Genomic DNA, 25,754 nt, shown 5'->3' on the forward strand with positions numbered 1-25,754 from the left:
CAAGCCGTGAGAGGCCCCGTCACACGATGAGCAGTACTACCAACCCGTCGACGCACCACACGTCCACGATCGGCGCGATCGGCGCGCCCAGCCGGCGCAACACCGAGCTCGCGCTGCTGGTGTTCGCCGTCGTCATCCCGATCTTCGCCTACGCCAACGTGGGACTGGCGATCGACGACCAGGTGCCCGCCGGCCTGCTGAGCTACGGCCTCGGCCTCGGCCTCCTGGCCGGCATCGCCCACCTCGCGGTGCGCAAGTTCGCGCCGTACGCGGACCCGCTGCTGCTGCCGCTGGCGACGCTGCTGAACGGACTCGGGCTGGTGGCCATCTGGCGGCTGGACCAGTCGAAGCTGCTGCAGCAGATCGGTGTGGCCGGCGGCAAGGCGACCAACCAGCTGATCTACACGGCCCTGGGCATCGTCTTCTTCGTCGTGGTGCTGGTCTTCCTCAAGGACCACCGCACCCTGCAGCGCTACACCTACATCTCCATGGCCGGCGCGCTGTTGCTGCTGCTGCTCCCGCTCGTCCCGGGCCTCGGCGCCGACCTCACCTACGGCGCCAAGATCTGGATCAAGGTCGGCAGTTTCACCATCCAGCCCGGTGAGTTCGCCAAGATCGTGCTGGCGGTCTTCTTCGCCGGCTATCTGATGGTCAAGCGCGACGCGCTGGCCCTGGCCAGCCGCCGCTTCATGGGTCTGTACCTGCCGCGCGGCCGCGACCTCGGGCCGATCCTCGTCGTCTGGGCGATCTCGATCCTGATCCTCGTCTTCGAGACCGACCTCGGTACGTCGCTGCTGTTCTTCGGAATGTTCGTCATCATGCTGTACGTCGCCACCGAGCGGACCAGCTGGATCGTCTTCGGTCTGCTGATGTCCGCGGCCGGCGCCGTCGGCGTGGCGAGCTTCGAGCCGCACGTCCAGACCCGTGTCCAGGCCTGGCTCGACCCGATGCGCGAGTACACGCTCAGCCGCAACGGGAGCACGGACGGCATCGTCCACTCCGAGCAGGCCATGCAGGCCCTGTGGGCCTTCGGCTCCGGCGGCACCCTCGGCACCGGCTGGGGCCAGGGCCACTCCGAACTCATCCGCTTCGCCGCCAACTCCGACTTCATCCTCGCCACCTTCGGCGAGGAGCTCGGCCTCGCGGGCATCATGGCGATCCTGCTCGTCTACGGCCTGATCGTGGAGCGCGGCATCCGCACCGCCCTCGCCGCCCGCGACCCCTTCGGCAAGCTGCTGGCGGTCGGTCTCTCGGGCGCCTTCGCCCTCCAGGTCTTCGTCGTCGCGGGCGGCGTCATGGGCCTGATCCCGCTGACCGGTATGACGATGCCGTTCCTGGCGTACGGCGGTTCGTCCGTCATCGCCAACTGGGCGCTGATCGGCATCCTCATCCGCATCAGCGACACCGCGCGCCGCCCCGCCCCGGCCCCCGCCCCGAACCCCGACGCCGAGATGACCCAGGTGGTCCGCCCGTGAACAAGCCCCTGCGCCGGATCGCGATCTTCTGCGGACTTCTCGTCCTGACCCTGTTGATCCGTGACAACTGGCTTCAGTACGCCCAGGCCGACAAACTGCGCACCGATCCGGCCAACCGCCGTGTGGCCATCGAGCGGTACGCGAACCCGCGGGGCGACATCATCGTCGACGGCAACGCCGTCACCGGCTTTGTCGAGAGCAAGCACGGCGACTTCAAGTACAAGCGCACCTACAAGAACGGGCCCATGTGGGCCCCGGTCACCGGCTACTCCTCCCAGGCCTTCGGCGCCAACCAGTTGGAGTCCATCGAGGACGGCATCCTCACCGGCAACGACGACCGGCTCTTCTTCCGCAACACCCTCGACATGGTCACCGGCAAGCAGCGGCAGGGCGGCAACGTCGTCACCACCCTCAACGCCGCCGCGCAGAAGGCGGCGTTCAACGGGCTGAAGGGCCGTGGCAAGGGCGCCGTCGTGGCCCTCGAGCCGTCCACCGGCAAGATCCTGGCGCTGGCCTCGTACCCGTCGTACGACCCCTCGACCATCGCCGGCTACTCCAACGACGACGCCGCCGCCTGGAAGAAGCTGCAGAAGAAGTACAACCCCGACGACCCGATGCTGAACCGGGCACTGCGCGAGACCTACCCGCCGGGCTCCACCTTCAAGGTGGTCACCGCCGCGGCCGCGCTGGAGAACGGGCTGTACAGCTCCGCCGACCAGAAGACCAAGACGCCGCTGCCGTGGATCATGCCCGGCACCACGACCCCCCTGAAGAACGAGGGCAACATCCCCTGCGAGAACGCCACCATGCGGATCGCGCTGCGGTACTCCTGCAACACCGTGTTCGGCAAAATCGGCGCTGACCTCGGCAACGACAAGATGCTCGCCGAGGCGAAGAAGTTCGGTTTCGACGCCGAGCAGTTCACGCCGACGCGCTCCAGCGCCTCCGTCTTCTCCGACAACATGAACCAGTCGCAGACCGCGCTGTCCTCCATCGGCCAGTTCAACACCGCCGCGACGCCGCTGCAGATGGCCATGGTGGCGTCCGCGGTCGCCAACAACGGCAAGCTGATGAAGCCGTACATGGTCGACAAGCTCCAGTCGTCGACTCTCGACACCATCGAGCAGACCGACCCCGAGGAGCTGAGCCAGCCGCTGTCCTCGGAGAACGCCCAGATCCTGCAGTCGATGATGGAGACGGTCGTCAAGGAGGGCACCGGCACGAGGGCCCAGATCAACGGTGTCACCGTGGGCGGCAAGACCGGTACCGCCCAGCACGGTGTGGCCAACAGCAAGAACCCGTACGCCTGGTTCATCTCGTACGCCAAGCTCAGCGACGGCAGCTCGCCGGTGGCCGTCGCCGTGGTCGTCGAGGACGAGAGCGCCAACCGCGGCGACATCTCCGGTGGCGGCCTCGCGGCGCCGATCGCCAAGAGCGTGATGGAGGCGGTCATCGACTCCAAGAAGTGACCCCGGTCACGTCCCCAACGCATCGGTGCACGTTGCGATACCGGTCCTGTATCGGGTGACGGGCTCGGCCAAGTCGCACACAGCTGTCCGGGTACGGTAGGGCCCGGACGGCAGCCTCCGACCGCACACCAGTGCCGGTCGGGACCGACGGAGAGGGCTGGTAGGAAGCTATGGAAGAGCCGCGTCGCCTCGGCGGCCGGTACGAGCTGGGCCAGGTGCTCGGCCGTGGTGGCATGGCGGAGGTCTACCTCGCGCACGACACCCGCCTCGGCCGCACCGTGGCGGTGAAGACGCTGCGCGCCGACCTCGCGCGCGACCCGTCCTTCCAAGCCCGGTTCCGCCGGGAGGCCCAGTCGGCCGCCTCGCTCAACCATCCCGCGATCGTCGCGGTCTACGACACGGGCGAGGACTACATCGACGGGGTCTCGATCCCGTACATCGTGATGGAGTACGTCGACGGCTCCACGCTCCGTGAGCTGCTGCACTCCGGCCGCAAGCTGCTGCCGGAGCGGGCCATGGAGATGACCATCGGCATCCTCCAGGGCCTGGAGTACGCCCACCGCAACGGCATCGTCCACCGCGACATCAAGCCGGCCAACGTCATGCTGACGCGCAACGGCCAGGTAAAGGTGATGGACTTCGGCATCGCCCGTGCCATGGGTGACGCCGGCATGACGATGACGCAGACCGCGGCGGTCATCGGCACCGCGCAGTACCTCTCGCCGGAGCAGGCCAAGGGCGAGCAGGTCGACGCCCGTTCCGACCTGTACTCCACCGGCTGCCTGCTGTACGAGCTGCTGACGGTCCGCCCACCGTTCGTGGGCGACTCCCCGGTCGCGGTCGCCTACCAGCACGTGCGGGAAGAGGCCCAGCCGCCGTCCGTCTTCGACCCCGAGATCACGCCCGAGATGGACGCGATCGTGTTGAAGGCCCTGACCAAGGACCCCAACTACCGCTACCAGTCCGCCGACGAGATGCGCGTTGACATCGAGGCCTGCCTCGACGGCCAGCCCGTCGCCGCCGCGGCGGCCATGAGCCCGGTGGGCTACGGCGGCTACCCCGACGACCAGCCGACCACGGCCCTGCGCGCCGACGCGGGCGCCGGCGCCGGCGCCACGTCGATGCTGCCGCCCATGAACCCGGACGACGGCGGCTACGGCTACGACGACCGTCCGGACCGCCGCCGCCAGAAGAAGAACAACACCTCCACGATCCTCCTCGTCGTCGCCGGCCTCCTGGTGCTGATCGGCGCCATATTGATCGGGAAGTGGGCCTTCAGCGGCAACGGGGGCGTGGGCAACGACACGGTCCCGGTGCCCAACCTGGTCAGCCAGACCGAGGCCGACGCCAAGAAGCTGCTGGCCAACAGCGACCTCGAAGTGGGCGAGATCACCCGCAAGCCCTGCGAGGCCCAGAGCAAGGGCAAGGTCTGCTCGCAGGACCCGGGCAAGAACACCGACGTCAAGAAGGGCTCCACCGTCAACTTCGTGGTGTCCACGGGCGCCCCGAAGGTCACCGTCCCCAGCGTGATCGGCCTGAGCCTGGACGAGGCCAAGTCGAAGCTGGAGGGCGACGACTACCAGTTCCAGGTCGAGACGAAGACCCGCGAGTCCTCGGAGACCGCGAACCAGGTCCTCGACCAGGACCCGGTCAGCGGCAAGCGGGTGGAGAAGGGATCGACGATCACCCTCACCATCGCCAAGGCCGCCGAGACGGTCCCGGTCCCGGACGTCTCGGGCAAGAGCTGCGACGAGGCGAAGGCCCAGATGACGGCCAGCAACCTGGTCGGCAACTGCACCGACGTGGAGACCGACAACGCCGCCCTGGTGGGCAAGGTCATCGGCACCAACCCGGTCGCCGGCAGCCAGGTGAAGAAGAACTCCGCGGTGACCATCCAGATCGGCAAGGCGAAGCAGAACGAGCAGGTTCAGGTTCCCAACAACATCCAGGGCCAGAGGCTCAAGGACGCCAGGAAGGCCCTGCAGCAGGCGGGTCTCCAGGTCGGCAACGTCACCGGCGCGACGGACGACAACGCCATAGTCCTGGGCTCCAACCCGAGCCAGGGCAGCACCGTCGACAAGGGCACCTCGGTCGACCTCATCACCGTCGCCCAGGGCGGCAACAACGGCGGGAACGACAACGGCGGCACCAACTTCTTCGGCGGCGTGAACGGAGTCGCGTACCGCCAGGAGAACTGACCCGCCCGCACCCGGCACACACGAGAGCCCCGGCGCCCGCAAGGGCCCGGGGCTCTCGTCGTCGGAAGCCGCCCGACCGTCAGCGCGGCCGGCCGGTCACCGCAGTTCCTTCGGCGGGGTCCGTTCGTTGTCCACCTTCTGGACCCGGACCAGTTCGCCCCAGACGACGTAGCGGTAGCGGGACGTGTACACCGGGGTGCACGTCGTCAGGGTGATGTAGCGGCCGGGCTTCTTGCGGCCGGACTCCTTCGGCACCGGCGACAGCACCTTCACGTTGTACTTCGAGGTCTCGGGCAGGACCGCGTACGCCTTGTAGACGTACCACTCGTCCTTCGTCTCGAAGACGATCGGGTCGCCCTTCTGCACCTTGTCGATGTTGTGGAACTTGGCGCCGTGGCCGTCCCGGTGGGCGGCGAGGGTGAAGTTGCCCTTCTTGCCCGTCATCGGGAGCGTCGCCTTCATCGGGTCCGTGTAGTAGCCGGCCACGCCGTCGTTGAGGACCTTCGCCGAGGTGCCCTTCTCCACCAGGACCTCGCCGTTCTTCATGGCGGGGACGTGGAGGAAGCCGATGCCGTTCTTGGTGTCCAGCGCGCCCGGACCGGTCGGCCCCTGGGACCAGCCGTCGCGGACCTTGTCGCCCTGCCGGTCGGCCTTGCGGTCCGCGACCACGTTCGTCCACCACAGCGAGTAGACGACGAACAGGCCCAGCACCAGGCCCGAGGTGATCAGCAGTTCACCGAAGACACTCACCGCGAACGCGATGCGGCCCGGACGCCGGGGAGCCGCGTCGTCCGGCGGTGAGTCCCCGGTGTGCTCTTCGTGCTGCGTGCCGCCGGTGGTCGCTGCCACGTTGTTCAACCGCCCCTATTCGACGAGCGCATCCGGCTTCCCCTTGCTGCGCGGCCGTTCCTCGACCATCTTGCCCCAGACGATCAGCCGGTACTTGCTGGTGAACTCCGGCGTGCAGGTCGTCAGGGTGATGTAGCGGCCGGGCTGCGTGAACCCCGAGCCGGGCGGCACCGGCCCGATCACGCTGGTGTTGCTCGGCGGTGTCACCGGCAGCGTCGACGTCATCGTGTAGACGTAGTACTCGTCCTGCGTCTCGACGACGATCGGGTCGCCCTTCCGCAGCCGGTTGATGTACCGGAAGGGCTCCCCGTGCGTGTTGCGGTGCCCGGCCAGCGCGAAGTTGCCGGTCTTCGCCGACGGCATCGCCGTCTTCAGCTCGCCCTCGCTGTAGTGCCCCACCATGCCCTTGTCGAGCACCTTCTTGTTGCTGACGCCCTCCGCGATCGGCACCACCACGTCCAGCTTCGGGATGTGGAGTATCGCGAAGCCCTGCCCCGGCTCGAAGCTCCCCGGCGCGCGCTTGCCGTCCGCCCAGTCGTGCTGGAGGCTGCTGGTCTCCTTGTCCGCCTGCGCGTGCGCCCGGACGTTCGTCCACCACAACTGGTAAGAGACGAACAGCAGCATGAGGACGCCCGTGGTGATGAACACCTCGCCGATCACCCGGCTCGCCACGACCGCCGGGCTCGCCTTGCTCGCGCGGGCCCGCCGACGCGCCTCCACCCGGGACAACGGCGCGCCCGAAGCCTCCGGCGCCGCAGCGGCGGCAGCGGACGCCGGGCGCGCGCCCCCGTGCCGCCCGTGACGGCGCTTGGCGGCCTTTCTCCGGGCCGCGCGGCCGCCGGAAGGGCTTCCTGTGGCCGAAGTGACGGACCGGACCGCAGAGGGCGACGGGGACGGCTCCGGCGGCGGATCGGGGATCCGCAGCGCCACCGTCTCCTCGTCGATCGGCGGCAGCGCCGGCGCGTCGGGCGCCTGCTGCCCCGCCGACCAGTCCGCGAACGCCCCGGACGCCTCGTACGGCTCCTGCCCGTACGAGGCGCCGGACTCGCGCTCGGGACGCAACGCGGTCACGCCGTGGCCCTGCCCACCACCGGGGCGAGCCCCGCAGACCGTGCCACCGCGTCCTCGTCGCCGCACTCCACCAGCCAGTTGGCCAGCATCCGGTGACCGTGCTCGGTGAGCACCGACTCCGGGTGGAACTGCACGCCCTCCACCGGCAGTTCGCGGTGGCGCAGGCCCATGATGATGCCGTCGTGCGTACGGGCGGTGACCTCCAGCTCCGCCGGAACCGTCGCCGGCTCGGCGGCCAGCGAGTGGTAGCGCGTCGCCGTGAACGGCGACGGCAGGCCCGCGAAGACGCCCTTGCCTCCGTGCTCCACCAACGACGTCTTGCCGTGCAGCAGTTCGGGGGCACGGCTCACCACACCGCCGTACGCCACCTGCATCGACTGCATCCCCAGGCACACTCCGAAGACGGGCACCCCGGTCGCCGCGCAGTGGCGGACCATGTCCACGCAGACGCCCGCCTCCTCCGGCGTCCCCGGACCCGGCGAGAGAAGGACTCCGTCGAAACCGTCCTGGGCGTGCGCCGTCGACACCTCGTCGTTGCGCACCACCTCGCACTCCGCACCCAGCTGATACAGGTACTGGACGAGGTTGAAGACGAAGCTGTCGTAGTTGTCGACGACGAGAATCCGCGCGCTCACTGGTTGTCCACCGTCACATCGTTGAAGGGAAGCAGCGGCTCGGCCCACGGAAACACGTACTGGAACAGGATGTAGACCACCGCCAGAACCAGCACGAGTGAGATCAGCGCCTTCACCCACACGTTCCCCGGCAGATGCCGCCAGATCCAGCCGTACATGCCGTCCCTTCCGTTCCACCACGGCACCGGACCCATTCGCCGTACCGGCACCAGACTAACGGCGCAGAGCGCCCGGCCTGCCTGCCTCCACGGGCCGCGTGGAGTCCAGATGTGCCCACACGATCAGCCGGTGACTGTGCCCCCACTCCGGATCGCAGGTGGTCAGCGTCAGGTAACGGCCCTCGCGTGTATACCCCGACATACGTGGCACAGGGTCGATCACCTCAACGTCCGCCGGAACCGTTTTGTAGGGCCCTTTGTCGATCCGATACGTGAACCAGGTGGTCCCGTCCGTCAGCACCACCGCGTCTCCCCGGCGCAGCCTCGGGAAGTCCTTGAACGGATCGCCGTACGTCCGCCGGTGACCGGCCACCGCGAAGTTCCCCCGCTGCCCGAGCCGGGCGGTGCCCGCGTAGTGTCCGAGCCCCTTCTTCAGCGTGTCCACGGCCGTGCCCTCCAGGACCGGCTTGTTCCACGTGAAACCAAGACGCGGGATGTACATGATGGCGAAGGCCCTGCCCGCGGCATACGGCGCCGGCCTCTTCGGGGCCGGTGCCGGAGCGGGGGACGCGGACGCCCCGGCCGCCGCCGACGGCACGCTCTGCCGCGCCCACCGGTCCTGCAGGACGTCGATCTGGTGATCCATCGCGCCGTCCGCCCGCACACCCGTCCAGAACAGCACATAGACGACGAACAGCACGATCAGGGCGCCCACGGTGATGCACAGCTCGCTGACGGTCCTGACGACGACGCGCACCGGCAGCTCCTGAACGGTTCAGCTCACCCCACGGGCTCGGCGTAGTGCAGATCCACTGTGCCCGAGTAACCGGGCAGAGTCACCGTCCCGTTCTCGGTGACTTTCCAGCCCAGGCCGTAGACGTTCACGTACACCATGTAGTTCTGGATCGCCGGGGAGTCGGACAGCGCCTTGTTCAGCTTCTCCGGATCACCGACCGCCGTGATCTTGTACGGCGGCGAGTACACCCTGCCCTGCAGGATCAGCGTGTTGCCGACGCAGCGCACGGCGCTGGTGGAGATCAGCCGCTGGTCCATGACCTTGATGCCCTTGGCGCCGCCCTGCCACAGCGCGTTCACCACCGCCTGCAGGTCCTGCTGGTGGATGACCAGGTAGTCGGGCTGGGGCTCGGGATAACCGGGCAGCTTGGCGGTCGCGTCCGGCGGAGCGTCGTTGAGCGTGACCGTGATCGCCTCGCCCGTCAGCTTCTGCGTGCCCGCCCGGCGCTCCAGGGCCTTGAGCTTCTCGTCCTCCGCCTTGGTCCTGCCGTCGTCCCGCGCCGCCAGCGACTCCACCTCGCCGCGCAGCGAGCCGTTGGACTCGTCCAGCTCGCCGTTCTTGCGGCTGCGCTCCTGGATGAGGTCGGAGAGCTTCAGCAGGGAGGTGTCCGTGCGGATGTTGGTGCCCTTGGCGGTGTCGAAACTGGTGAAGAAAATGAGCCCGGCGAGCGCGAAGACGGCCACCGTGAGCACCCGCACGGGCCGGAAGCGGCGCCCGGGGGCAGGGGTGGAACCGGACTGGGGAGAGTCGGCAGAATTGCTCAACGTACCCTTATCTCCTTCGGCGCCGCGGAAGCACTACGCTAACGGACGGCCGGAGGAGCGTTTAAGAGTCCCCTCGCACCGCCCCGGAGCCCGACCCAGTTACCTGCGCGGCCACGCAGCGCATCGACAGGAGAGACCCTCGTGCCGAAGTCACGTATCCGCAAGAAGGCCGACTACACGCCGCCGCCCGCGAAGCAGGCGACCGCCATCAAGCTGAACAGCCGCACCTGGGTCGCGCCCGTGATGCTGGCGATGTTCCTCATCGGGCTCGCCTGGATCGTCGTCTTCTATGTGACCGACGGCTCACTGCCGATCGACAAGCTGGACAACTGGAACATCGTGGTCGGCTTCGGGTTCATCGCGGCCGGCTTCGCCGTCTCCACCCAGTGGAAGTAGCGCCGCAAGCGCCGTAGTAGCGCCGGGACCCGCGGGACCGGCGGCACCCACGGAACCGGCGGCACCCACGGGAACCGCGGGACCAGCGGGTTATCCACAGATCGCGGAAATATCCACAGGCCACCTGGGGAAAAGATAACGACGATCTGTGGATAACTCCCTGGCCATTGACACCGGTACGACTGTCACACCGTCACCCGGACGCCTGTTCGCCCCCTGCCTGACCTGCATGAACGCTGGTCGGGTCAGGGGGCGCGCTGCTTCCCGCACTCCATGCACAAGACTGGCCACACGCTGTGGACAACCGGGCACCTCAGGTGAGCTGAGCCGTCCTGAGCAGGGTGATGACGACCACGGCAACGAGTACCACGGCGCAGGTGCCGTACTGCACGAGGGCGCGGTGTCTGCGGGGGGCGTGGACCATCGCGTAGCCGGTGATCACGCCGGCCACGAGGCCGCCGATGTGGGCCTGCCAGGCGATGTTGCTCCAGCCGAAGGTGAAGATCAGGTTGATCACCAGCAGGGCGATGATCGGCCGCATGTCGTAGTTGAGCCGGCGCATCAGCACGGCGGTGGCGCCGAAGAGGCCGAAGATCGCACCGGACGCGCCCAGCGAGGGCTGGTTCGGGGCGGCGATCAGGTAGGTGAGGGCGCTGCCGGCCAGGCCTGAGGTGAAGTAGAGCGCGAGGTAGCGGGCGCGGCCGAGGGCCGCCTCCAGGGGGGCGCCGAGCCACCACAGGCTGAGCATGTTGAACAGGATGTGGATGTAGCTGCCGTGCAGGAACATCGGGGTCAGCAGCCGGTACCACTCGCCCTGGGCGATCCCGTGCACGGAGCGGAGGACGGGGACGTAGGCCTGTCCCAGCATCTCGAAGCGCTCGGTGAAGCGGTCGCCGACGGAGAGCTGGACGAGGAAGACCGCGAGGTTGACGGCGATCAGCACCTTGGTCACCAGCCGCGGGTCGGCGGCGACCGTGCCGCCGGCGAGGGTGCGGGGCCTGGCGGCGTAGGGCGCGTGGCCGGTGCCGGAGCCGCCCCGGGCGCAGTCGGGGCACTGGAAGCCGACCGAGGCGTTCACCATGCAGTCGGGGCAGATCGGGCGTTCGCAGCGGGTGCAGCGGATGCCCGTCTCGCGGTCGGGGTGGCGGTAGCAGCCGGGCAGGCTCATGGCGTCCTGCGAGCTGCTTGCCGCGTGGTCCATGGTTTCCCCTCGGTCGTCCGGCGGGCGGTGTGCGCATACCGGTTGTGCGCATACGCACCGCCCCGCCCATCTTTACGGATGAGCGGGGCGTTTGGTTCCTGCCCTGCCGACTGATTCCCGCCCTGCCGGCGCGTGGCCGGCGGGTGCCGGTTCAGCCCTCGCGGGTCTCGACGACGACCGACTCGATGACGACGTCGTTGACCGGGCGGTCGGTGCGCGGGTTGGTCTGGGTGGTGGCGATGGCGTCCACGACCTTCTGGCTGGCCGCGTCGGTGACCTCGCCGAAGATGGTGTGCTTGCGGTTCAGCCACGTCGTCGGGGAGACGGTGATGAAGAACTGCGAGCCGTTGGTGCCCGGACCGGCGTTGGCCATGGCCAGCAGGTAGGGCTTGTTGAAGGACAGGTCCGGGTGGAACTCGTCCTCGAACTGGTAGCCGGGACCGCCGGTGCCGTTGCCCAGCGGGTCACCGCCCTGGATCATGAAACCGCTGATCACCCGGTGGAAGACCGTGCCGTCGTAGAGCTTGTCCGTGGACTTCTGGCCCGTGGCGGGGTTGGTCCACTCACGCTCGCCCTTGGCGAGCTCGACGAAGTTCTTGACCGTCTTGGGGGCGTGGTTCGGCAGGAGCCGGACTTCGATGTCGCCGTGGTTGGTCTTCAGGGTGGCGTAAAGCTGCTCAGCCACGATCTGCCTTCCGTTGTCTTCCTGTGACTCCCTGATCCTCGCACGGTCCGGGCCGCGCGTCGCCCGCCGGCCGGTTCCGGGCGCGGTCAGGGGGGAAGTCGGTGGGGGAGAACAGGGCGAGTGCGTCCGGTTCGGGGGCGCTCGACGGCTATCCGTGGCATTGTCGACGACAAGCACCCCTTGCACCGTATTCATCCTCATATCCGATTGTCGACTCTTGATCGGCTCCCCCGACCGGACTCTCGATCGGCTCCGCACCGCCGGACGGCCCGGAGTCGCGCCGCATGACCCGGATGCCCGCCCTCACATGCCCCGGGGTCCATTGGCAGGCATGATCCGTTAAAGGGTGGAAAGTCGAAATACCGTACGCCACCGAGGAGGAGGAACCCGTGACCCGCATCGACAGCGTGCGCGCCGCGACCGGTTCGGCGAAGGACAGCGTGCTGCACGCCGCGGAAGTGGTGGCGCCCTACGCCGACACGGCCAAGGACAGGGCCGCACACTACGCACACGAGGCACGCGTACGGCTCGCGCCCAAGGTGACGCTGGCCGCAGAGCAGGCCCGCGCCCAGTACGGCGTCCATGTCGCACCGCGCCTGGAGCAGGCACGTGCGCACGTGCCGCCGAAAGTCGACCACGCGGCCCATGAGGCCGCCGTCCGTACGCGTTCGGCGGCCCGGCAGGCCGCCGACTACTCCCGGCCGAAGATCGAGCACGCCGTGGCCGTGGCCGGGCCCGCCGGCGCCGAGGCCGCGGCGCGCGGTGCGGCCGCGCTGGCCGCGCTGCGCGGCCAGGTCACGGCGCAGCAGATCCAGAAGCTGGTCCGCAGGCAGGAGCGGCGGGCCAGGGCGGGCCGTCTGGCCAAGGCGCTGGTGGTCTTCGGCGCCGTCGCGGGCGGTGCCTTCGCCGCCTGGAAGTGGTGGGACAAGCAGGCCAACCCGGACTGGCTGGTCGAGCCGCCCGCGGCGACCGAGGTCCCCGAGTCGAGCCGGCTCACGTCCGTGGACGGCACCGGCCCGTCGGTGCTCGACCCGGAGGTGCAGGCCAAGCAGGCCGAGGAGGAGGCAGCCCGGCGCGACGAGGGCCAGTGAGAACCGGTCCGCACCGGGAGAAGTCCCGTATTCATGGCGAGGCCCGAAACCGCTGACCATTCTTTGCGGTTTCGGGCCTTTCGCATGCGTGGGTGCCGTCCCTCTCCGGGAATCCGCTAATCAAGGGCTTTCAGGGGCTTTCCCGCGCTCAGTTCCATCCTTTGCAGCCGGACGTGATGCCGGTGGAGCCGACGCTCGATGCGCTGTACGCCGGCCCGCAGGGCGATCAGTTCCCCGCGGTGTTCGCCGGAGGTTTCGATCAGCGCGTTGAACAGCGGCACCACGGTCCTGCCGAGGATGTGCGTGATGCGCTGGTCGATGCGCTGGTCGATACGTTCGTCGAGGGAGTCGGCGGGGCTGTGGACAGAGTTTTCCACAGGCTGTGCACGCGCCAGGTACTCCATGTCCAGCAGATACGCACGCACCTGACGTGCGACTTCGCTGTCCCGGAGCAGCATGGCGACGTTGAGGACGGCTCGGCGGGAGAAGATGGCCAGGGAGCGGGTGCGGGACTGGATGCCACTGAGTTGCTTGAAGTAACTCAGTTCTGAACCTGTCAAGACCTGGTATCCGTTCATGCCCAGTTCCGTCCTGTGGTCGTGCACCAGAGCCCGGACGGCCTCGACGGTCACCTCGAAGTACGCCGCCACCATCGCCGTCGTCACGTGCATGCCGTCCGGCAGCAGTGACAGTGCCTTGACCCGGTCGAGGACGTCCGTGCGGTCGAGCACGCTGCTGCGCAGCGTCTTGGACTCCAGGAGCACCGATTCGTCGATCATGTTCTGCCCGTTCGTTGAGCGGTACGGCCGCGCGGCGGCCGGAGCGGAGCCGTGGCGCCCGCCCCATTCGATCAACGATTCGTCAGATGAGAAGACACGATCCCTATTCACGGGCGGTCCGGTCGGAAATGCCTTAAGGCGTATGCCGCATTGGAGCATAAGCGTTCCCCTGTGCGTCAGCGGGTTTTCCAGGCATTGTCTGTCACCTTTCCCCCGCACCTGACCTACTCTCCCCTCGCCCTTTGCCGCCCGGGTGAGCGCTGACCACCATGGCGGGACCGCTGTGGTTCCGGTGTTTCGGGGTCACGTGTCGGCAGGATCTGGCGGCAGTGCGTATTCGTTCCGGGAGCCTGTCACCGAATTCCCGCCGTCTCAGCTCACCATCGCAACGGGAGACGACCAGTGACAGTGACGACAGGGGACGGAACTCTGCTCGACCCGCGGGCACACCCGCCCCTGCAACAGCCGGACTGGGGCGATGACCCCCGGTTGCCGGCGGTGCGGGAGGAACTGGTGCTGAGCGATCCGCTGGTGGCCTCCTCGGACGTACGGCGACTGCGGGCGCTGCTCGCCGAGGTCGCGGCGGGGCGTGCCCTGGTGGTCCAGGCCGGCGACTGCGCGGAGGACTTCGCCGAGTGCACCGGCGATCACGTGGCGCGCAAGGCGGGACTGCTGGAGGCGCTCGCCGGTGTGCTGACCGCGCGGACGCGGCTGCCGGTGGTCCGGGTCGGACGGATGGCCGGCCAGTTCGCGAAGCCGCGCTCACGGCCGACCGAGCGCGTCGAGGGCGTCGAACTGCCCGTCTACCGCGGGCACATGGTCAACTCGCCGGTGCCCGAACGGGCCGCGCGCCGTCCCGACCCGTTACGGCTGCTGCACGGTTACACCGCTGCCCGGCAGGCCATGGAGCATCTCGGGTGGCTCGGGGAGCGGAGCGGGCCGGGCGGCGGACAGCCGTCGGTGTGGACCAGTCACGAGGCCCTGCTGCTCGACTACGAGATGCCGCTGATCCGCTGCGACGAGCACGGCCGGCCGTTGCTGACCTCCACCCACTGGCCGTGGATCGGGGAGCGCACCCGGCAGCCCGACGGCCCTCATGTCGCCCTGCTGTCCGACGTGGTGAACCCGGTGGCCTGCAAGGTGGGCCCCGACACCAGCGTGGGCGACGTGCTGCGCCTGTGCGCGCGGCTCGATCCGCACCGCGAGCCCGGGCGGCTGACGCTGGTGGCCCGGATGGGCGCGGACCTGGTGGGCGAACGTCTGCCCGCGCTGGTGTGGGCGGTGCGGGCGGCTCGGCATCCGGTCGTGTGGCTGACCGACCCGATGCACGGCAACACGGTGAGCACGGAGTACGGGCTGAAGACCCGCCGTGTCGAGGCCGTGATCGCGGAGGTGGAGGCGTTCCAGCGGGCCGTGCGGTCCTCCGGCGGTGTCGCGGGCGGCCTCCATCTGGAGACCACGCCGCACGACGTCGTCGAGTGCGACCTCGGTCTCACCGGGGACGGCGGACGGCTGTCGTACACGACGCTGTGCGATCCCCGGCTCAATCTCGGCCAGGCCGTCACCGTCGTGTCGGCCTGGCGGTCCTAGCTGTTCCGGCTGTTGCAGTGGTGGGAGGAAACGATGGAGAACCGAGTCGCCGTGGTCACCGGCGCCGCCGGCGGTATCGGCGGAGCGGTGGCCCGGGCGCTGTGCGAACAGGGAGCTGTCGTCGCCGCGTTGGACCGTGACGCCGTCCGGTTGACGGAGACGGTGGAGAAGCTGCGCGGCGACGGGTACGACGCGCACGCCTTCCCGGTCGACGTGACCGACGGCGCGGACGTGGAACGGGTCGTGGACGACGTGGAGAGCACGCTCGGGCCCGTCGGCCACCTGGTCAACGCGGCCGGTGTGCTGCGTCTGGGCGAGGTGCTGGACTACAGCGACGAGGACTGGCGGGCGACGTTCGGGGTGAACACCGACGGCGTCTTCCACATGTGCCGGGCCGTCGTGCGGCGCATGGTGCCGCGGGCCGCCGGCTCGGTCGTCACCGTGGCGTCCAACGCGGCGGGCACTCCCCGTACGGCGATGGCGGCGTACGGGGCGTCCAAGGCCGCGGCCACGATGTTCACCAAGTCGCTGGGGCTGGAGGTCGCCCGGCACGGCATCCGCTGCAACGTGGTGGCGCCGGGTTCCACCGACACGCCGATGCTGCACTCCATGTGGCGGGACGAGAGCGGGCGGACCGGCACCGTCGAGGGCGATCCCGGCGCGTTCCGCACCGGCATCCCGCTGGGCCGCATCGCCCAGCCGTCGAACGTCGCCGACGCCGTCGTCTTCCTGCTGTCCGACCGGGCCCGCCACATCACCCTGCACGTCCTGACCGTCGACGGCGGCGCGTCCCTGGGCAGCTAGGCCCGCCGGTCCGACGCCCCGCCCACACTCCCCTCGCTGGTTCCGCTGGTTCCGCTGCTTCTGCTGGTTTCGCTGGTTTCGCTGGTTTCGCTCCGGTTTCGTCGAAAGGACCCGTCGGCCATGGCAGGCATACCCACGATCGCCCCCTATCCCCTGCCCGGCGCGGGCGAGCTGCCCGCGAACACCGCCGCGTGGACGGCCGATGCCGGGCGGGCGGTGCTGCTGCTGCACGACATGCAGCGCTACTTCCTCGCCCCGCTTCCCGAGGCCCTGCGGGCGGAGCTGGTCGCCAACGTCGCGGCGCTGGCCGACCGGGCGCGGGCCCTCGGCGTCCCCGTGGCCTACACCGCCCAGCCCGGCGGCATGAGCCCCGAACAGCGCGGTCTGCTGAAGGACTTCTGGGGCCCCGGCATGCGTACCGCGCCGGCCGACCGGGAGATCGTCGAGGAACTGGCGCCCCGGGACGGGGACTGGCTGTTCACCAAGTGGCGCTACAGCGCCTTCTTCCGCTCCGACCTGCTGGAACGCATGCGGGCGCACGACCGTGACCAGCTGGTGGTGTGCGGGGTGTACGGGCACGTGGGCGTGCTGATGACGGCGGTGGACGCCTTCACCCACGACATCCAGCCGTTCCTGGTGGCCGACGGCGTCGCCGACTTCGGCGCGGCGGAGCACCGTACGACCCTCGACTACGCGGCCCGGCGCTGCGCCGTGGTCACCACCGCGAAGGAGGTCTTCGCATGAGCGGCACGAGTGGCGGCGACGGCGGCGACGGCGGTGGTGGCGGCCTGCTGGACCGGGTGCTGGCTCCCGGCGGCCCGGGAGTGCCGTACGCGCTTCTCCACCGGCCGGAGGTGACCGGTCCGGGCCTGCTGGACGTGCTCACCGGCGAGGTGGCGGAGGTCGCCCGCCTCGCCGACCTGCCCGTGGGGCGGGATCCGGGCGCCGGGCGGCACGAGGTGCTGGCGCTGGTGCCGTACCGGCAGATCGCCGAGCGCGGTTTCGCCGCCCCGGACGACGGCACGCCCCTGCTGGCGATGACCGTCACCGGGCAGGAGACGGTCCGCGTGCACGACTTCCTCGCGCGGGCCCCGCGCACGCCCGTGCGGCTGGCGGGCGGGCACTTCGACATCGGTGACGAGGCGTACGCGGAGCTGGTCCGGCGGATCGTGCGGGACGAGATCGGCACCGGCGAGGGCGCCAACTTCGTCCTGAAGCGCACCTTCGTCGCCGACCTCACCGACTACGGCCCCGCCACCGCGCCGGCCCTGTTCCGGCTGCTGCTGACGCTGGAGTCGGGCGCGTACTGGACGTTCCTGGTGCACACCGGCGACCGCACGCTCGTCGGGGCGACGCCGGAGCGGCACATCAGCGTGCGCGAGGGCGCGGCGGTGATGAACCCGATCAGCGGCACCTACCGCTACCCGTCCACCGGGCCCACCCTCTCCGGCGTCCTCGACTTCCTCGCCGACCGCAAGGAGGCCGACGAGCTGTACATGGTCGTCGACGAGGAGCTGAAGATGATGGCCCGGATCTGCGACGACGGGCCGCGCGTGGTGGGCCCGTACCTGAAGGAGATGGCGCGGCTCGCGCACACCGAGTACTTCGTCGAGGGCCGCACCGGCCGCGACCCGCGGGAGATCCTGCGCGAGACGCTGTTCGCGCCGACCGTCACCGGCTCCCCGCTGGAGAGCGCGGCCCGGGTCGTCCAGCGGTACGAGCCGGACGGGCGCGGCTACTACAGCGGGGTCGCCGCGCTGATCGGACGGGACGCGCGGGGCGGGCGGACGCTCGACTCGGCGATCCTGATCCGCACCGCCGACATCGACGCGGGCGGGCGGCTGCGGCTGTCGGTGGGCGCCACGCTGGTGCGGCACTCCGACGCCGCCTCCGAGGTCGCCGAGACCCGCGCCAAGGCGGCGGGGCTGCTGGCCGCGCTGGAGGCGGAGGGGCCGGCGCTGTTCGCGGACCACCCGAACGTGCGGGCGGCGCTGGAGCTGCGCAACGCCTCGCTGGCCGGTTTCTGGCTGGCGGACGGTGCGGCCGAGGCGCGGACGGTGCCGCAGCTGGACGGCGGCCGGGTGCTGATCGTCGACGCGGAGGACACGTTCACCTCGATGCTCGGGCGGCAGCTGGGTTCGCTGGGGCTGGCGGTGACGGTCCGGCGTTTCGACGAGGCGTACTCCTTCGCCGACCACGATCTCGTCGTCCTCGGCCCCGGGCCGGGGGATCCGCGCCGGCGCGCGCATCCGAAGATCGCGCACCTGCGCGGCGCGGTCGACGCGTTGATCGCCGGGCGCCGGCCGTTCCTCGCGGTGTGCCTGAGCCACCAGGTGCTCGCGACGCGGCTGGGTTTCGAGCTGGCGCGCCGGGACGTGCCGAACCAGGGGGTGCAGCGCGAGATCGACCTGTTCGGCATGCGCGCGCGGGTGGGCTTCTACAACACCTTCGCGGCCCGTTCGCACGGCGACCGGGTCAACTGCGCGGGCGTCGGCGCCGTCGAGGTCTGCCGCGACGCGGACACGGGCGAGGTGCACGCCCTGCGCGGGCCGCACTTCGCGTCGGTGCAGTTCCATCCGGAGTCGGTGCTCACGCAGGACGGGCCGCGTCTGGTGGGCCGGCTGCTGACCGGCCTGCGGCCGGCGGTGGCGGTCGGGTGACACACCCGCGCCCGCGCCCCGCCCCGGCAACGGGCAATGGCAAAGGGGTCGGCCTCCGTCCATCGGGAGGCCGGCCCCTTCGGGTCGTGGGGCCGGGTCGGGTGCCGGCCGTAGGGAAGGGATGCCGAGCGTGGGGCCAGGTGCCGGCAACAGAGCCAGGCAAGGCACCGGCCGAGGACCACGTGCCCGCCCAGGGCCACGTGCCGGTCGGAGGATCAGGGGCGGATCCCCAGATGCCGACCTTGCGACCGGATGCCAGCCGGAGGGCCTGGCGCCAGCCGCGGAACCGGGTGCCGATCGCAGAGCCGGATGCCGACCGTAAGACCGGGTGCCGTGGGACCAGGTGCGAACCCGCAGAGCCAGGCACCGGCCGAGCGCCACGTGCCGGCCCGGAGGGCCACGTGCCGCCCGTGGGACCGGATGCCAGCCGGAGGGCCGGGCGTCCGCCAGGGGGCCAGGTGCCAGCCGGAGGGCCGGGCGTCGGCCGTGGAACTGGGTGCCGGTCCCCAGATGCCGACGGTAGGACTGGGCGCCGTGGGACCGGGTGCCGACCGCAGGGTCAAGCGCCGGCCGTGGGACCGGGTGCCGACCGTGGGACAGGCGTCGGCCGAGGGCCACCCGCCGACCGGAGAGCCAGGTGCCAGCCGCAGGCCGAGGGGCCCGGTGCAGGCCCGCAGGGCCAGGCACCGGCCGAGCGCCACGTGCCGGCCCGGAGGGCCAGGTGCCGACCGGGGACCGGATGCCAGCCGAAGGCCCAGGCGTCGGCCAGAGGCCCAGGCGTCGGCCGTAGGACCAGGTGCCGGTCCCCAGACGCCGACGGTAGGACTGGATGCCGCGGGACCGGGTGCCGACCGCAAGGCCAAGCGCCGACCGTGGGACCGGGTGCCGACCGTGGGACAGGCGTCGGCCGAGGGCCACCCGCCGACCGGAGAGCCAAGTGCCAGCCGCAGGCCCAAGCGCAGGCCGGAGGCCCAAGCGCCAGCCGTGGCACCGGGTGCCGACCCGCAGAGCCTGATGCCGGTCGTGGGACCGATGTCGGCCGCGGAGTCCAGGAGCGGTCGTGGGGCCGGGTGGCGCCCCCAGCCAGGCGCGGTCGTGGGGGCGGGTGTCGGTCAGGTGTCTGCCGCGTGGAGTGCCCGGTCGACCAGTTCTGCGGCGGCTCCGGTGTACGTCGCCGGGTCGCACAGGGCGGCCAGGTCCGCCGTGTCCAGTGCGAGGCCGGGGACCTCGGCGAGGAGGTCGGCGAGCGGGCGGCCGGTGCGGACGGCGTCGGCGGAGAGACGGGCCAGGAGCTGCTTGGCGGCCGCCTTGCCCAGGCCGGGGGCGAGGACGGCGGCGACGCGCTCGGAGGCGATCCCGCTGCCGGTCAGGGCGAGGTTGGCGCGCATGCGGTCGGCGTGGACGTGCAGGCCCTCGGTGAGTTCGACGGCGGTGTGGGCGGCGCCGCCCGCGAGCCGCAGGCACTCACGCAGCGGCAGCCACTCGGCGTGCCAGGCGCCCGCGGACCGCTCGTCCTCGCTCATCAGGCACTGGGTCAGGCCGGCGGCCAGGACGGGGACCTGGAGGGCCGCGCTGCGCAGCAGCGTCGCCAGGACCGGGTTGCGTTTGTGCGGCATCGCGGAGGAGCCGCCGCGGGCGGCACCGCCGGGCTCGGCGACCTCGCCCACCTCGGTGCGCACCAGCGACTGCACGTCCACGGCGATCTTGCCGAGCGCGCCCGCGGTGAACGCCAGGGCGGCGGCGAGGTCCGCCACGGGGGTGCGCAGCGCGTGCCAGGGCAGCACCGGCCGGTCCAGGCCGGTCTCGGCGGCGTAGGCGTCGACGAGGCGGTCCAGGTAGGCGGCGCGGTCGAGGGGGCCGGCGGTGTCGATCGCCGCGTACTCGAGGTAGCCGGCCAGGGTGCCGGCGGCGCCGCCGAGCGAGACCGGCAGCGCCACGGCGGCCAGGCGCTGCCGGGCGTCCAGCAGCAGCCGCTGCCAGCCGGCGGCCTTCAGGCCGAAGGTGGTGGGGACGGCGTGCAGGGCGAGAGTGCGGCCGGCCATCGGGGTGTCGCGGTGGGCGGCCGCGAGGGCGCCGCACGCGGCGGCGGCCCGGTCGAGGTCGGCGACCGTCAGGGCGCGGGCCCGGGCGGCGACCAGCATGCCGCCGGTGTCGAGGATGTCCTGGCTGGTCGAGCCGCGGTGCACGTACTCGGCGGCGGCCGGGTCCACGTCGGCGACGGCGCTGGTGAGCGCCCGCACCAGGCCGACGACGGGGTTGGCGGTCTCCCGCGCGGCGAGCGCGAGGGCGCGCAGGTCGAGCCGGCCGGCCCGGGCCGCCTCGCCGATGACGTCGGCGGCCCGCTCCGGCAGCGTGCCGAGCCGGGCCTGCGCCCGCGCGAGCGCCGCCTCGGCGTCGAGCATGGCCTGCAGCCAGGCCCGGTCACCGACGGCGGCTTCGACGGGCGTTCCGGCACGGACGGGGGAGAGCAGCCCGGCGTCCACGAGGTCGCCGGGGACGGCGACCTCGTCGGGGACGGCGACCTCGTCGGGGACAGCGACCTCGTCGGGGGCGGTGGTGCTCACGCGGCCACCCCCCGCGGGACGCCCCGCACGACCGGCCCAGGCCCCGCGTCCCGGGAAGCGCCCCGCGCCGCGGCCCCCGGCGGCGGTCCCCCGTCCGCCGCCGCCCGCACCGCCGGGAACACGAGGACCGGCCCCGGCCCAGCGCCGGCGAAGCCGCGCCGCGCCACCACCTCGACCACGAACCCGACGCCGGCCCCGGCCGCGGTGTTCACACGATCACCTCCGTCACGTCCGCGTCCGTGTCCGTGTCCGCGCCCGTCCCCACCGGGTGGATGCCCGACGGTGGCCGGGCGTGCGGCGGGAGGGCGAGGACCGCGCGGGCGATGGCGTCCGAGTCGCCGAGGGTGACGGAGTCCACGCCGGGGCGGATGCCGGCGGCGGTGACCCAGTGCACGGACTCGGTGGGGACGCCGTAGGCGAAACGGCGCGGGTGGGCGCGGCCGCGGGCGTCGAGGAGGCGGTAGGGGCGCTCGGTGACGGCGAGGCCGCCGGTCTCGTAACTCGGGCCGTGGGCGCTGTCGATGCGGTACGGCGCCGCCTGCTCGGTGTTCAGCAGGTGTTGCAGGAGCGGGTCGTCGGTGCGGCGCAGGTCCGGTTCCGGCAGCCTGGCCTCGATGAGGACGGTGGCGCGGACGGGCGGTCCGGGCACGGCCTCGGAGTCGGCGACGAAGGCGGGCGAGCGGGTGTCGATGCGCACCCGGGTGCCCGGCCCGGTGACGGTCAGCACCCCGGCCTCGATCAGCGCGGTCATCTCCTCGATGCGGGAGGCGGGCGGGCCGATCGACAGGAACGCGTTGAGCGGGGTGTACCAGCCGTCGAGGTCGTCGCGGTGCGAGGCGCCGTCCAGGCCGCCGTGGTCCACGGCGAGCCGGATCTCGTTGCGCAGGTCGCGCAGCACGTCGAGGGCGGCCTTCAGCGGGCCGCGGACGTTTCCGGCGCGCGCCTCGCGCACGTCGTCGCGCAGGTGCTCCAGCAGCCAGTCGCGGAAGTCGTCGCGGTCGGCGAAGACCCGGTCGCCGTAGGGGCGGGAGAGCTTCTCCCAGTCCCAGCGCTCGGCGGCGGGGATGCCGAAGGCGTCGAGGAGCGCCGTCTCCTCGTCCTCGGGCAGCGCCAGGTACCGCTCGACGAAGGCATCCTCCTCGGCGCCGCGACCGCGGGCGCGCAGCAGGGTGCCGTAGTAGACGCTCTCGACCTCCTTGCGGATCAGCGGCCACAGGTCGCCGGTGAAGTCGATGCCGGGGCCCGCGTGCCGCGCTCCGGTGCGGCCGCGCAGGCGCGCGACGAAGCCGGGGGTGAGCAGGCGCGGGTGGTGGCGGCCGTGGGCGCCCTTCTCGTTCTCGCCGCGCGCGTGGTAGGGCACGCCGCGCCGGGAGAACGCGTACAGCTTCGGTTCGCGGCCGGAGGGCAGGTACGTCAGCCCGCCGTCGTCGCGGCGTACGAAGGCGCCGCCGCGGCCGGCCGTGAACAGGGCCATGTGGTCGAAGAAGTTGAGGCCGAGGCCGCGCAGCAGCACGGTCTGGCCGGGCTGTACGCCGCTCAGGTCGAGGTCGGCGGGGTTGGCCGGGGGGAGGTAGGTCAGGTAGTGGATGCGGGCCAGGCTGGCGGTGCGGGCCTCGCGCGGGGTGAGGCGGGCCGGTACGTGGCCCTGGGCCAGCACGATCGCGTCGAGGGTGTTGAGGCGGGTGCCGTCCTCCAGACGGACGCCCTGCGGGCCGCCGGGCACGCCGTGGGTGTCGGCCATCGCCAGGGCCCGGCTGCGGTGCACGCGCACGCGGACGTGGGCGGGCGCGCCGGCGACGATCTGCTGGAAGCAGTCGCGCAGGTAGCGGCCGTAGAACGCGCGGGTGGGGTAGGTGTCGGGGCCGAGGGCGGCGGCCTCCTGCAGGGTGTGTTCGTCGTAGTCGCCGAACTGGCCGAGGACGGACAGGCTGCGGGCCCACTCATAGAGGCTGGGGCCGGGTTCGATGGGGCCCTCGATGCGGACGGAGTCGTCGGTGAAGACCGTGATCTGCGAGGCCACGGTGTTCATCAGCAGGTGACGGGACTGCTCCGGGCGCCAGACGGTGCCGGCGCCGGGGGCGGCCGGGTCGACGACGTGCACGACGACCTCGTCGTGCGTGGGCGTGCGACGCTCGTTGGCGAGCAGCCGCTCCAGCACGGACAGGCCGCGCGGGCCCGCCCCGATCACGCAGATCTCGGTGCGGGTGTCGGTGCGGGGGCCGTTCATGCCGGTACCTCCCGGGCGGTCAGCAGCCGGGCGAGCTCCAGCCGTTTGATCTTGGTGGTGGCCGTCTGCGGCAGGTCGCGCTGCCGCCACTGCACCGGCTCGCCCAGCGCGGGCAGGCCGTCCAGCGCGGCCTGCCACCGGGCGCCGTCCAGCGGCAGGTCGTCGCGGGTGCACACCACGGGTGAGGGGACGCCGCCGGAGCCGGGCACGATGATGACCTCGATCAGTTCGGGCAGCCGGCCGAGCAGCTTGTCCTCGATCTCCAGGGTGCTGTCGATGCCGGGGATGCGGTCGACCTCACGGTCCAGCAGGTGCAGGCAGCCCCATCTGGTGCGGTAGCCGAGGTCGCCCATGCGCCACCAGCCGTCGTTGACCTGCTTCTGCCAGCGCGGGTGCTCGCCGAGGTAGGTGAGGACGCGCCCGTCGGTGCGCACCTCGATGAAGCCGGGATTGGCCTTGCTGACCGGGTTGCCGTCGCGGCTGACGACGCGCACGCCGGTCATGCCGGGGAACGGCATGCCGACGCAGCGCCCGTCGAAGGGGTGGCGGTCGGTGTAGGTGCGGGCGGCGACGGGGCCGACCTCGCTCTGGCCGTAGATCTGGGCGTAGCGGGGCTTGCGGCGCTCGGAGGCGCGCAGCATCGTGGCGACGGTGCGGGGGTGGATGGCGTCGAAGGTGCTGGAGAAGTACTTGACGTGCGCCAGCGGGCGGCGCGGGTCGTCGGCCAGGACCTCCCAGCGCAGCAGGGTGTTGGGGTGGGTCTCGACGATGCCGGGGCGGACCCGGGTGAACAGCTCGGCCACGGCCGCCGGTTCGTCGTCGCGCAGCATGATCAGCGGGTGGCCCTGGAGGAGGGAGATGGGCATCGCGGTGAACAGCCGGGAGTGCACGAACGACATGTGCATCGCGACCGGTTCGCGCTTGTCGATGAGGCGGACGACACTCGCCTGGGGGCGGTAGCGCGCCTGGAAGGTGCGGTTGGTGTGGACGGCGAGTTTCGGGATGCCGGTGGTGCCGGAGGTGTGGGTGATGAGCACCGGGTGGTCCGGGGACATCGTCACCGGGTCGACGCGGGGGGCGCCGGCCAGGTCCGCGAGGGCGGTGGCCCGTTCGTGGCGGCCGGCCGCCAGCAGCACGCCCTGCGTGAGGCCGGCGATGTCGTCGGGCAGGTGGTGGTCCAGCTTGTCCTGGTCGGTGATCAGGTACGGCTGGTTCACCCGGCGCACGAGTTCGGCGACCGTGGCCCCGTCCAGCTTGGGCGAGAGCAGCACGGCGGTCGCGCCGACGCGGGCGACGGCGACGGCGAGCAGGGTGATGTCGAACCCGTCGGACTTGTGCAGCACCACCCGGTCGCCCGGGCGGACCCGGGCGGCCCACAGCCGGGCGGCGAAATCGTCGACGAGCGTGGCGAGTTCGGTGACGGTGGCGCGGCGGCCGAAGCCGGGCGCGCAGTCGAGGTCGTGGTCGAGCACCACGAAGTTCGCCGGAAACCTGGCGGCCGCCCTGTCGAAGAGCGTTCCCAGCCGGATTCCGTTGTTAGCTATCCGCTGCAGAAACATGTGCGTTCCTCCCGCAGTGCCGCAGAGGCCGGGCCGCCGGTGACCGACGGAACACGATTTCAGGCCGCTGTGCTCAGCCCTGCTGTTCGTCGACGTTCTCGATGGCCTTCTCGGTGGCCTTCTCCTTGGACTTCGCTGTGGCCGTCTCCGTGGCCATCTCCGCGGTCTTTTCGATGACCTGCTTGATGCGCCGTACCGTGGCGGCGAGATCCTTTTCCAGCTTCACGCCCCATTCGGTGATGAAATCCCGGCGTGCGGCTTCGTCGAGTTCCGCGGTGATCGACCGGATTCCCTCGGTGGCGCGGCCCATACGGAAGTGGTGGACGAGCGTGCTGGTGCCGGGCGCGGTGCCGGGTTCGATGTCGAAGCCCCAGACGCTCTCCTGCCTCGCGCCGGCGGCGGTGAGCATGGCCCAGCGGAAGGTGCGGCCGGGTTCGGCCGCGACGACCTCGGCCTCCGTGTACCAGGTGCCGCGGACCACGGGGGCCCAGCCGACCACCTCGGGCGAGCGCTCGTTCTCGCCGCGGAACACGGTGCCGACGGCGGCGGGCGGACCGCCCTTCCAGGTGCCGCCGCGGCATTCCGGGCTCCATTCGCGACTGCGCGGCAGATCGCTGACGACGGAATAGATTCCGTGCGGATCCGCGGCGACCTGGATTTCCGCCCGGAACTCGAACAGCGGCACGGTGTCGATGACGGATGCGGCGCCGGCGGCGACGCCGGACGCGGACGCGTGGGCAATGCTTTCTGTCGTCATGCCGGAAATCCTCGCGACCGCCTCCG

Annotated in this window: 22 protein-coding genes; 9 read left to right on the plus strand and 13 right to left on the minus strand. The window is 71.2% G+C overall.

Annotation, left to right across the window (positions count from 1 at the left end; genetic code table 11):
* Positions 1–26: 26 nt before the first annotated feature.
* The 3 genes from ACH4ZX_RS11040 to pknB all read left to right on the plus strand — a co-directional run bounded on the left by ACH4ZX_RS11040 (position 27) and on the right by pknB (position 5,142).
* Positions 27–1,475, plus strand: a complete 1,449-nt coding sequence (locus ACH4ZX_RS11040; protein WP_398270856.1) for an FtsW/RodA/SpoVE family cell cycle protein — start codon at positions 27–29, stop codon at positions 1,473–1,475.
* Positions 1,472–2,944, plus strand: a complete 1,473-nt coding sequence (locus tag ACH4ZX_RS11045; protein WP_398270859.1) for a peptidoglycan D,D-transpeptidase FtsI family protein — start codon at positions 1,472–1,474, stop codon at positions 2,942–2,944. Before ACH4ZX_RS11040 ends, ACH4ZX_RS11045 begins: the two co-directional genes overlap by 4 nt.
* Positions 2,945–3,114: 170 nt before the next feature.
* Positions 3,115–5,142, plus strand: coding sequence for a Stk1 family PASTA domain-containing Ser/Thr kinase (gene pknB / locus ACH4ZX_RS11050; protein ID WP_398270862.1), 2,028 nt, complete (start codon positions 3,115–3,117; stop codon positions 5,140–5,142).
* Between the two features lie 96 nt (positions 5,143–5,238).
* Here pknB and ACH4ZX_RS11055 read toward each other — a convergent pair whose 3' ends face one another.
* From ACH4ZX_RS11055 to ACH4ZX_RS11080, 6 genes are read right to left on the minus strand one after another with little or no spacing between them, the layout of a single operon-like run.
* Complete coding sequence (locus ACH4ZX_RS11055; protein ID WP_398270865.1) at positions 5,239–5,991, minus strand: class E sortase; 753 nt, start codon at positions 5,989–5,991, stop codon at positions 5,239–5,241.
* Between the two features lie 15 nt (positions 5,992–6,006).
* On the minus strand, positions 6,007–7,062 hold the full coding sequence (locus tag ACH4ZX_RS11060; RefSeq protein ID WP_398270868.1) for a class E sortase: 1,056 nt from the start codon (positions 7,060–7,062) through the stop codon (positions 6,007–6,009).
* The gene (locus tag ACH4ZX_RS11065; protein ID WP_360755026.1) at positions 7,059–7,697 is read right to left on the minus strand and encodes an aminodeoxychorismate/anthranilate synthase component II; all 639 of its coding nucleotides are present in this window, start codon (positions 7,695–7,697) and stop codon (positions 7,059–7,061) included. The genes ACH4ZX_RS11060 and ACH4ZX_RS11065 overlap by 4 nt, the downstream gene beginning before the upstream one ends.
* Positions 7,694–7,891: a hypothetical protein gene (locus ACH4ZX_RS11070; RefSeq protein ID WP_398271203.1), complete on the minus strand. Its 198-nt coding sequence runs from the start codon at positions 7,889–7,891 to the stop codon at positions 7,694–7,696. Before ACH4ZX_RS11070 ends, ACH4ZX_RS11065 begins: the two co-directional genes overlap by 4 nt.
* Positions 7,892–7,910: 19 nt before the next feature.
* Positions 7,911–8,612: a class E sortase gene (locus ACH4ZX_RS11075; RefSeq protein WP_398270871.1), complete on the minus strand. Its 702-nt coding sequence runs from the start codon at positions 8,610–8,612 to the stop codon at positions 7,911–7,913.
* A gap of 23 nt (positions 8,613–8,635) precedes the next feature.
* Positions 8,636–9,415, minus strand: a complete 780-nt coding sequence (locus tag ACH4ZX_RS11080) for a DUF881 domain-containing protein (RefSeq protein ID WP_398270874.1) — start codon at positions 9,413–9,415, stop codon at positions 8,636–8,638.
* A gap of 141 nt (positions 9,416–9,556) precedes the next feature.
* Here ACH4ZX_RS11080 and crgA point away from each other — a divergent pair, with 141 nt between their 5' ends.
* Positions 9,557–9,811 (plus strand): cell division protein CrgA, encoded by a 255-nt coding sequence (gene crgA / locus ACH4ZX_RS11085; protein ID WP_398270877.1) that lies wholly within the window; start codon positions 9,557–9,559, stop codon positions 9,809–9,811.
* 313 nt (positions 9,812–10,124) lie between these two features.
* On the opposite strand, the gene ACH4ZX_RS11090 is transcribed toward crgA, so the two are convergent.
* Both ACH4ZX_RS11090 and ACH4ZX_RS11095 read right to left on the minus strand, forming a co-directional pair.
* A complete protein-coding gene (locus tag ACH4ZX_RS11090) occupies positions 10,125–11,012 on the minus strand; it encodes a rhomboid family intramembrane serine protease (RefSeq protein ID WP_398270880.1) in 888 nt (295 codons plus the stop codon).
* Between the two features lie 151 nt (positions 11,013–11,163).
* Complete coding sequence (locus tag ACH4ZX_RS11095) at positions 11,164–11,697, minus strand: peptidylprolyl isomerase (RefSeq protein ID WP_360755014.1); 534 nt, start codon at positions 11,695–11,697, stop codon at positions 11,164–11,166.
* Positions 11,698–12,086: 389 nt separating this feature from the next.
* Here ACH4ZX_RS11095 and ACH4ZX_RS11100 point away from each other — a divergent pair, with 389 nt between their 5' ends.
* Positions 12,087–12,788: a DUF5324 family protein gene (locus ACH4ZX_RS11100; RefSeq protein ID WP_398270883.1), complete on the plus strand. Its 702-nt coding sequence runs from the start codon at positions 12,087–12,089 to the stop codon at positions 12,786–12,788.
* A 116-nt stretch (positions 12,789–12,904) separates the two neighbouring features.
* Here the strand turns inward: ACH4ZX_RS11100 and ACH4ZX_RS11105 are convergent, their stop codons facing one another.
* A complete protein-coding gene (locus ACH4ZX_RS11105; RefSeq protein WP_398270886.1) occupies positions 12,905–13,642 on the minus strand; it encodes a restriction endonuclease in 738 nt (245 codons plus the stop codon).
* A gap of 327 nt (positions 13,643–13,969) precedes the next feature.
* Between ACH4ZX_RS11105 and ACH4ZX_RS11110 the strand changes: the two genes are divergently transcribed.
* The 4 genes from ACH4ZX_RS11110 to ACH4ZX_RS11125 all read left to right on the plus strand — a co-directional run bounded on the left by ACH4ZX_RS11110 (position 13,970) and on the right by ACH4ZX_RS11125 (position 18,621).
* Complete coding sequence (locus tag ACH4ZX_RS11110) at positions 13,970–15,157, plus strand: 3-deoxy-7-phosphoheptulonate synthase (RefSeq protein ID WP_398270888.1); 1,188 nt, start codon at positions 13,970–13,972, stop codon at positions 15,155–15,157.
* 33 nt (positions 15,158–15,190) lie between these two features.
* Positions 15,191–15,961, plus strand: a complete 771-nt coding sequence (locus tag ACH4ZX_RS11115) for a 2,3-dihydro-2,3-dihydroxybenzoate dehydrogenase (RefSeq protein WP_398270891.1) — start codon at positions 15,191–15,193, stop codon at positions 15,959–15,961.
* Positions 15,962–16,081: 120 nt separating this feature from the next.
* Positions 16,082–16,705, plus strand: coding sequence for an isochorismatase family protein (locus tag ACH4ZX_RS11120; protein WP_398270894.1), 624 nt, complete (start codon positions 16,082–16,084; stop codon positions 16,703–16,705).
* A complete protein-coding gene (locus ACH4ZX_RS11125) occupies positions 16,702–18,621 on the plus strand; it encodes an anthranilate synthase family protein (protein WP_398270897.1) in 1,920 nt (639 codons plus the stop codon). The genes ACH4ZX_RS11120 and ACH4ZX_RS11125 overlap by 4 nt, the downstream gene beginning before the upstream one ends.
* A gap of 1,112 nt (positions 18,622–19,733) precedes the next feature.
* On the opposite strand, the gene pcaB is transcribed toward ACH4ZX_RS11125, so the two are convergent.
* From pcaB to ACH4ZX_RS11145, 4 genes are all read right to left on the minus strand, one after another.
* The gene (gene pcaB / locus ACH4ZX_RS11130) at positions 19,734–21,104 is read right to left on the minus strand and encodes a 3-carboxy-cis,cis-muconate cycloisomerase (protein WP_398271205.1); all 1,371 of its coding nucleotides are present in this window, start codon (positions 21,102–21,104) and stop codon (positions 19,734–19,736) included.
* Positions 21,105–21,393: 289 nt separating this feature from the next.
* Positions 21,394–23,412: an FAD/NAD(P)-binding protein gene (locus tag ACH4ZX_RS11135; protein WP_398270900.1), complete on the minus strand. Its 2,019-nt coding sequence runs from the start codon at positions 23,410–23,412 to the stop codon at positions 21,394–21,396.
* Positions 23,409–24,971 (minus strand): class I adenylate-forming enzyme family protein, encoded by a 1,563-nt coding sequence (locus ACH4ZX_RS11140; protein ID WP_398270903.1) that lies wholly within the window; start codon positions 24,969–24,971, stop codon positions 23,409–23,411. The genes ACH4ZX_RS11135 and ACH4ZX_RS11140 overlap by 4 nt, the downstream gene beginning before the upstream one ends.
* A gap of 73 nt (positions 24,972–25,044) precedes the next feature.
* The gene (locus ACH4ZX_RS11145) at positions 25,045–25,728 is read right to left on the minus strand and encodes an SRPBCC family protein (protein ID WP_398270906.1); all 684 of its coding nucleotides are present in this window, start codon (positions 25,726–25,728) and stop codon (positions 25,045–25,047) included.
* Between the last annotated feature and the right edge of the window lie 26 nt (positions 25,729–25,754).

Origin of the sequence: Streptomyces sp. NPDC020490 (assembly GCF_044335305.1) — a bacterium.
In the GTDB taxonomy this organism is placed as follows: Bacteria; Actinomycetota; Actinomycetes; order Streptomycetales; family Streptomycetaceae; genus Streptomyces.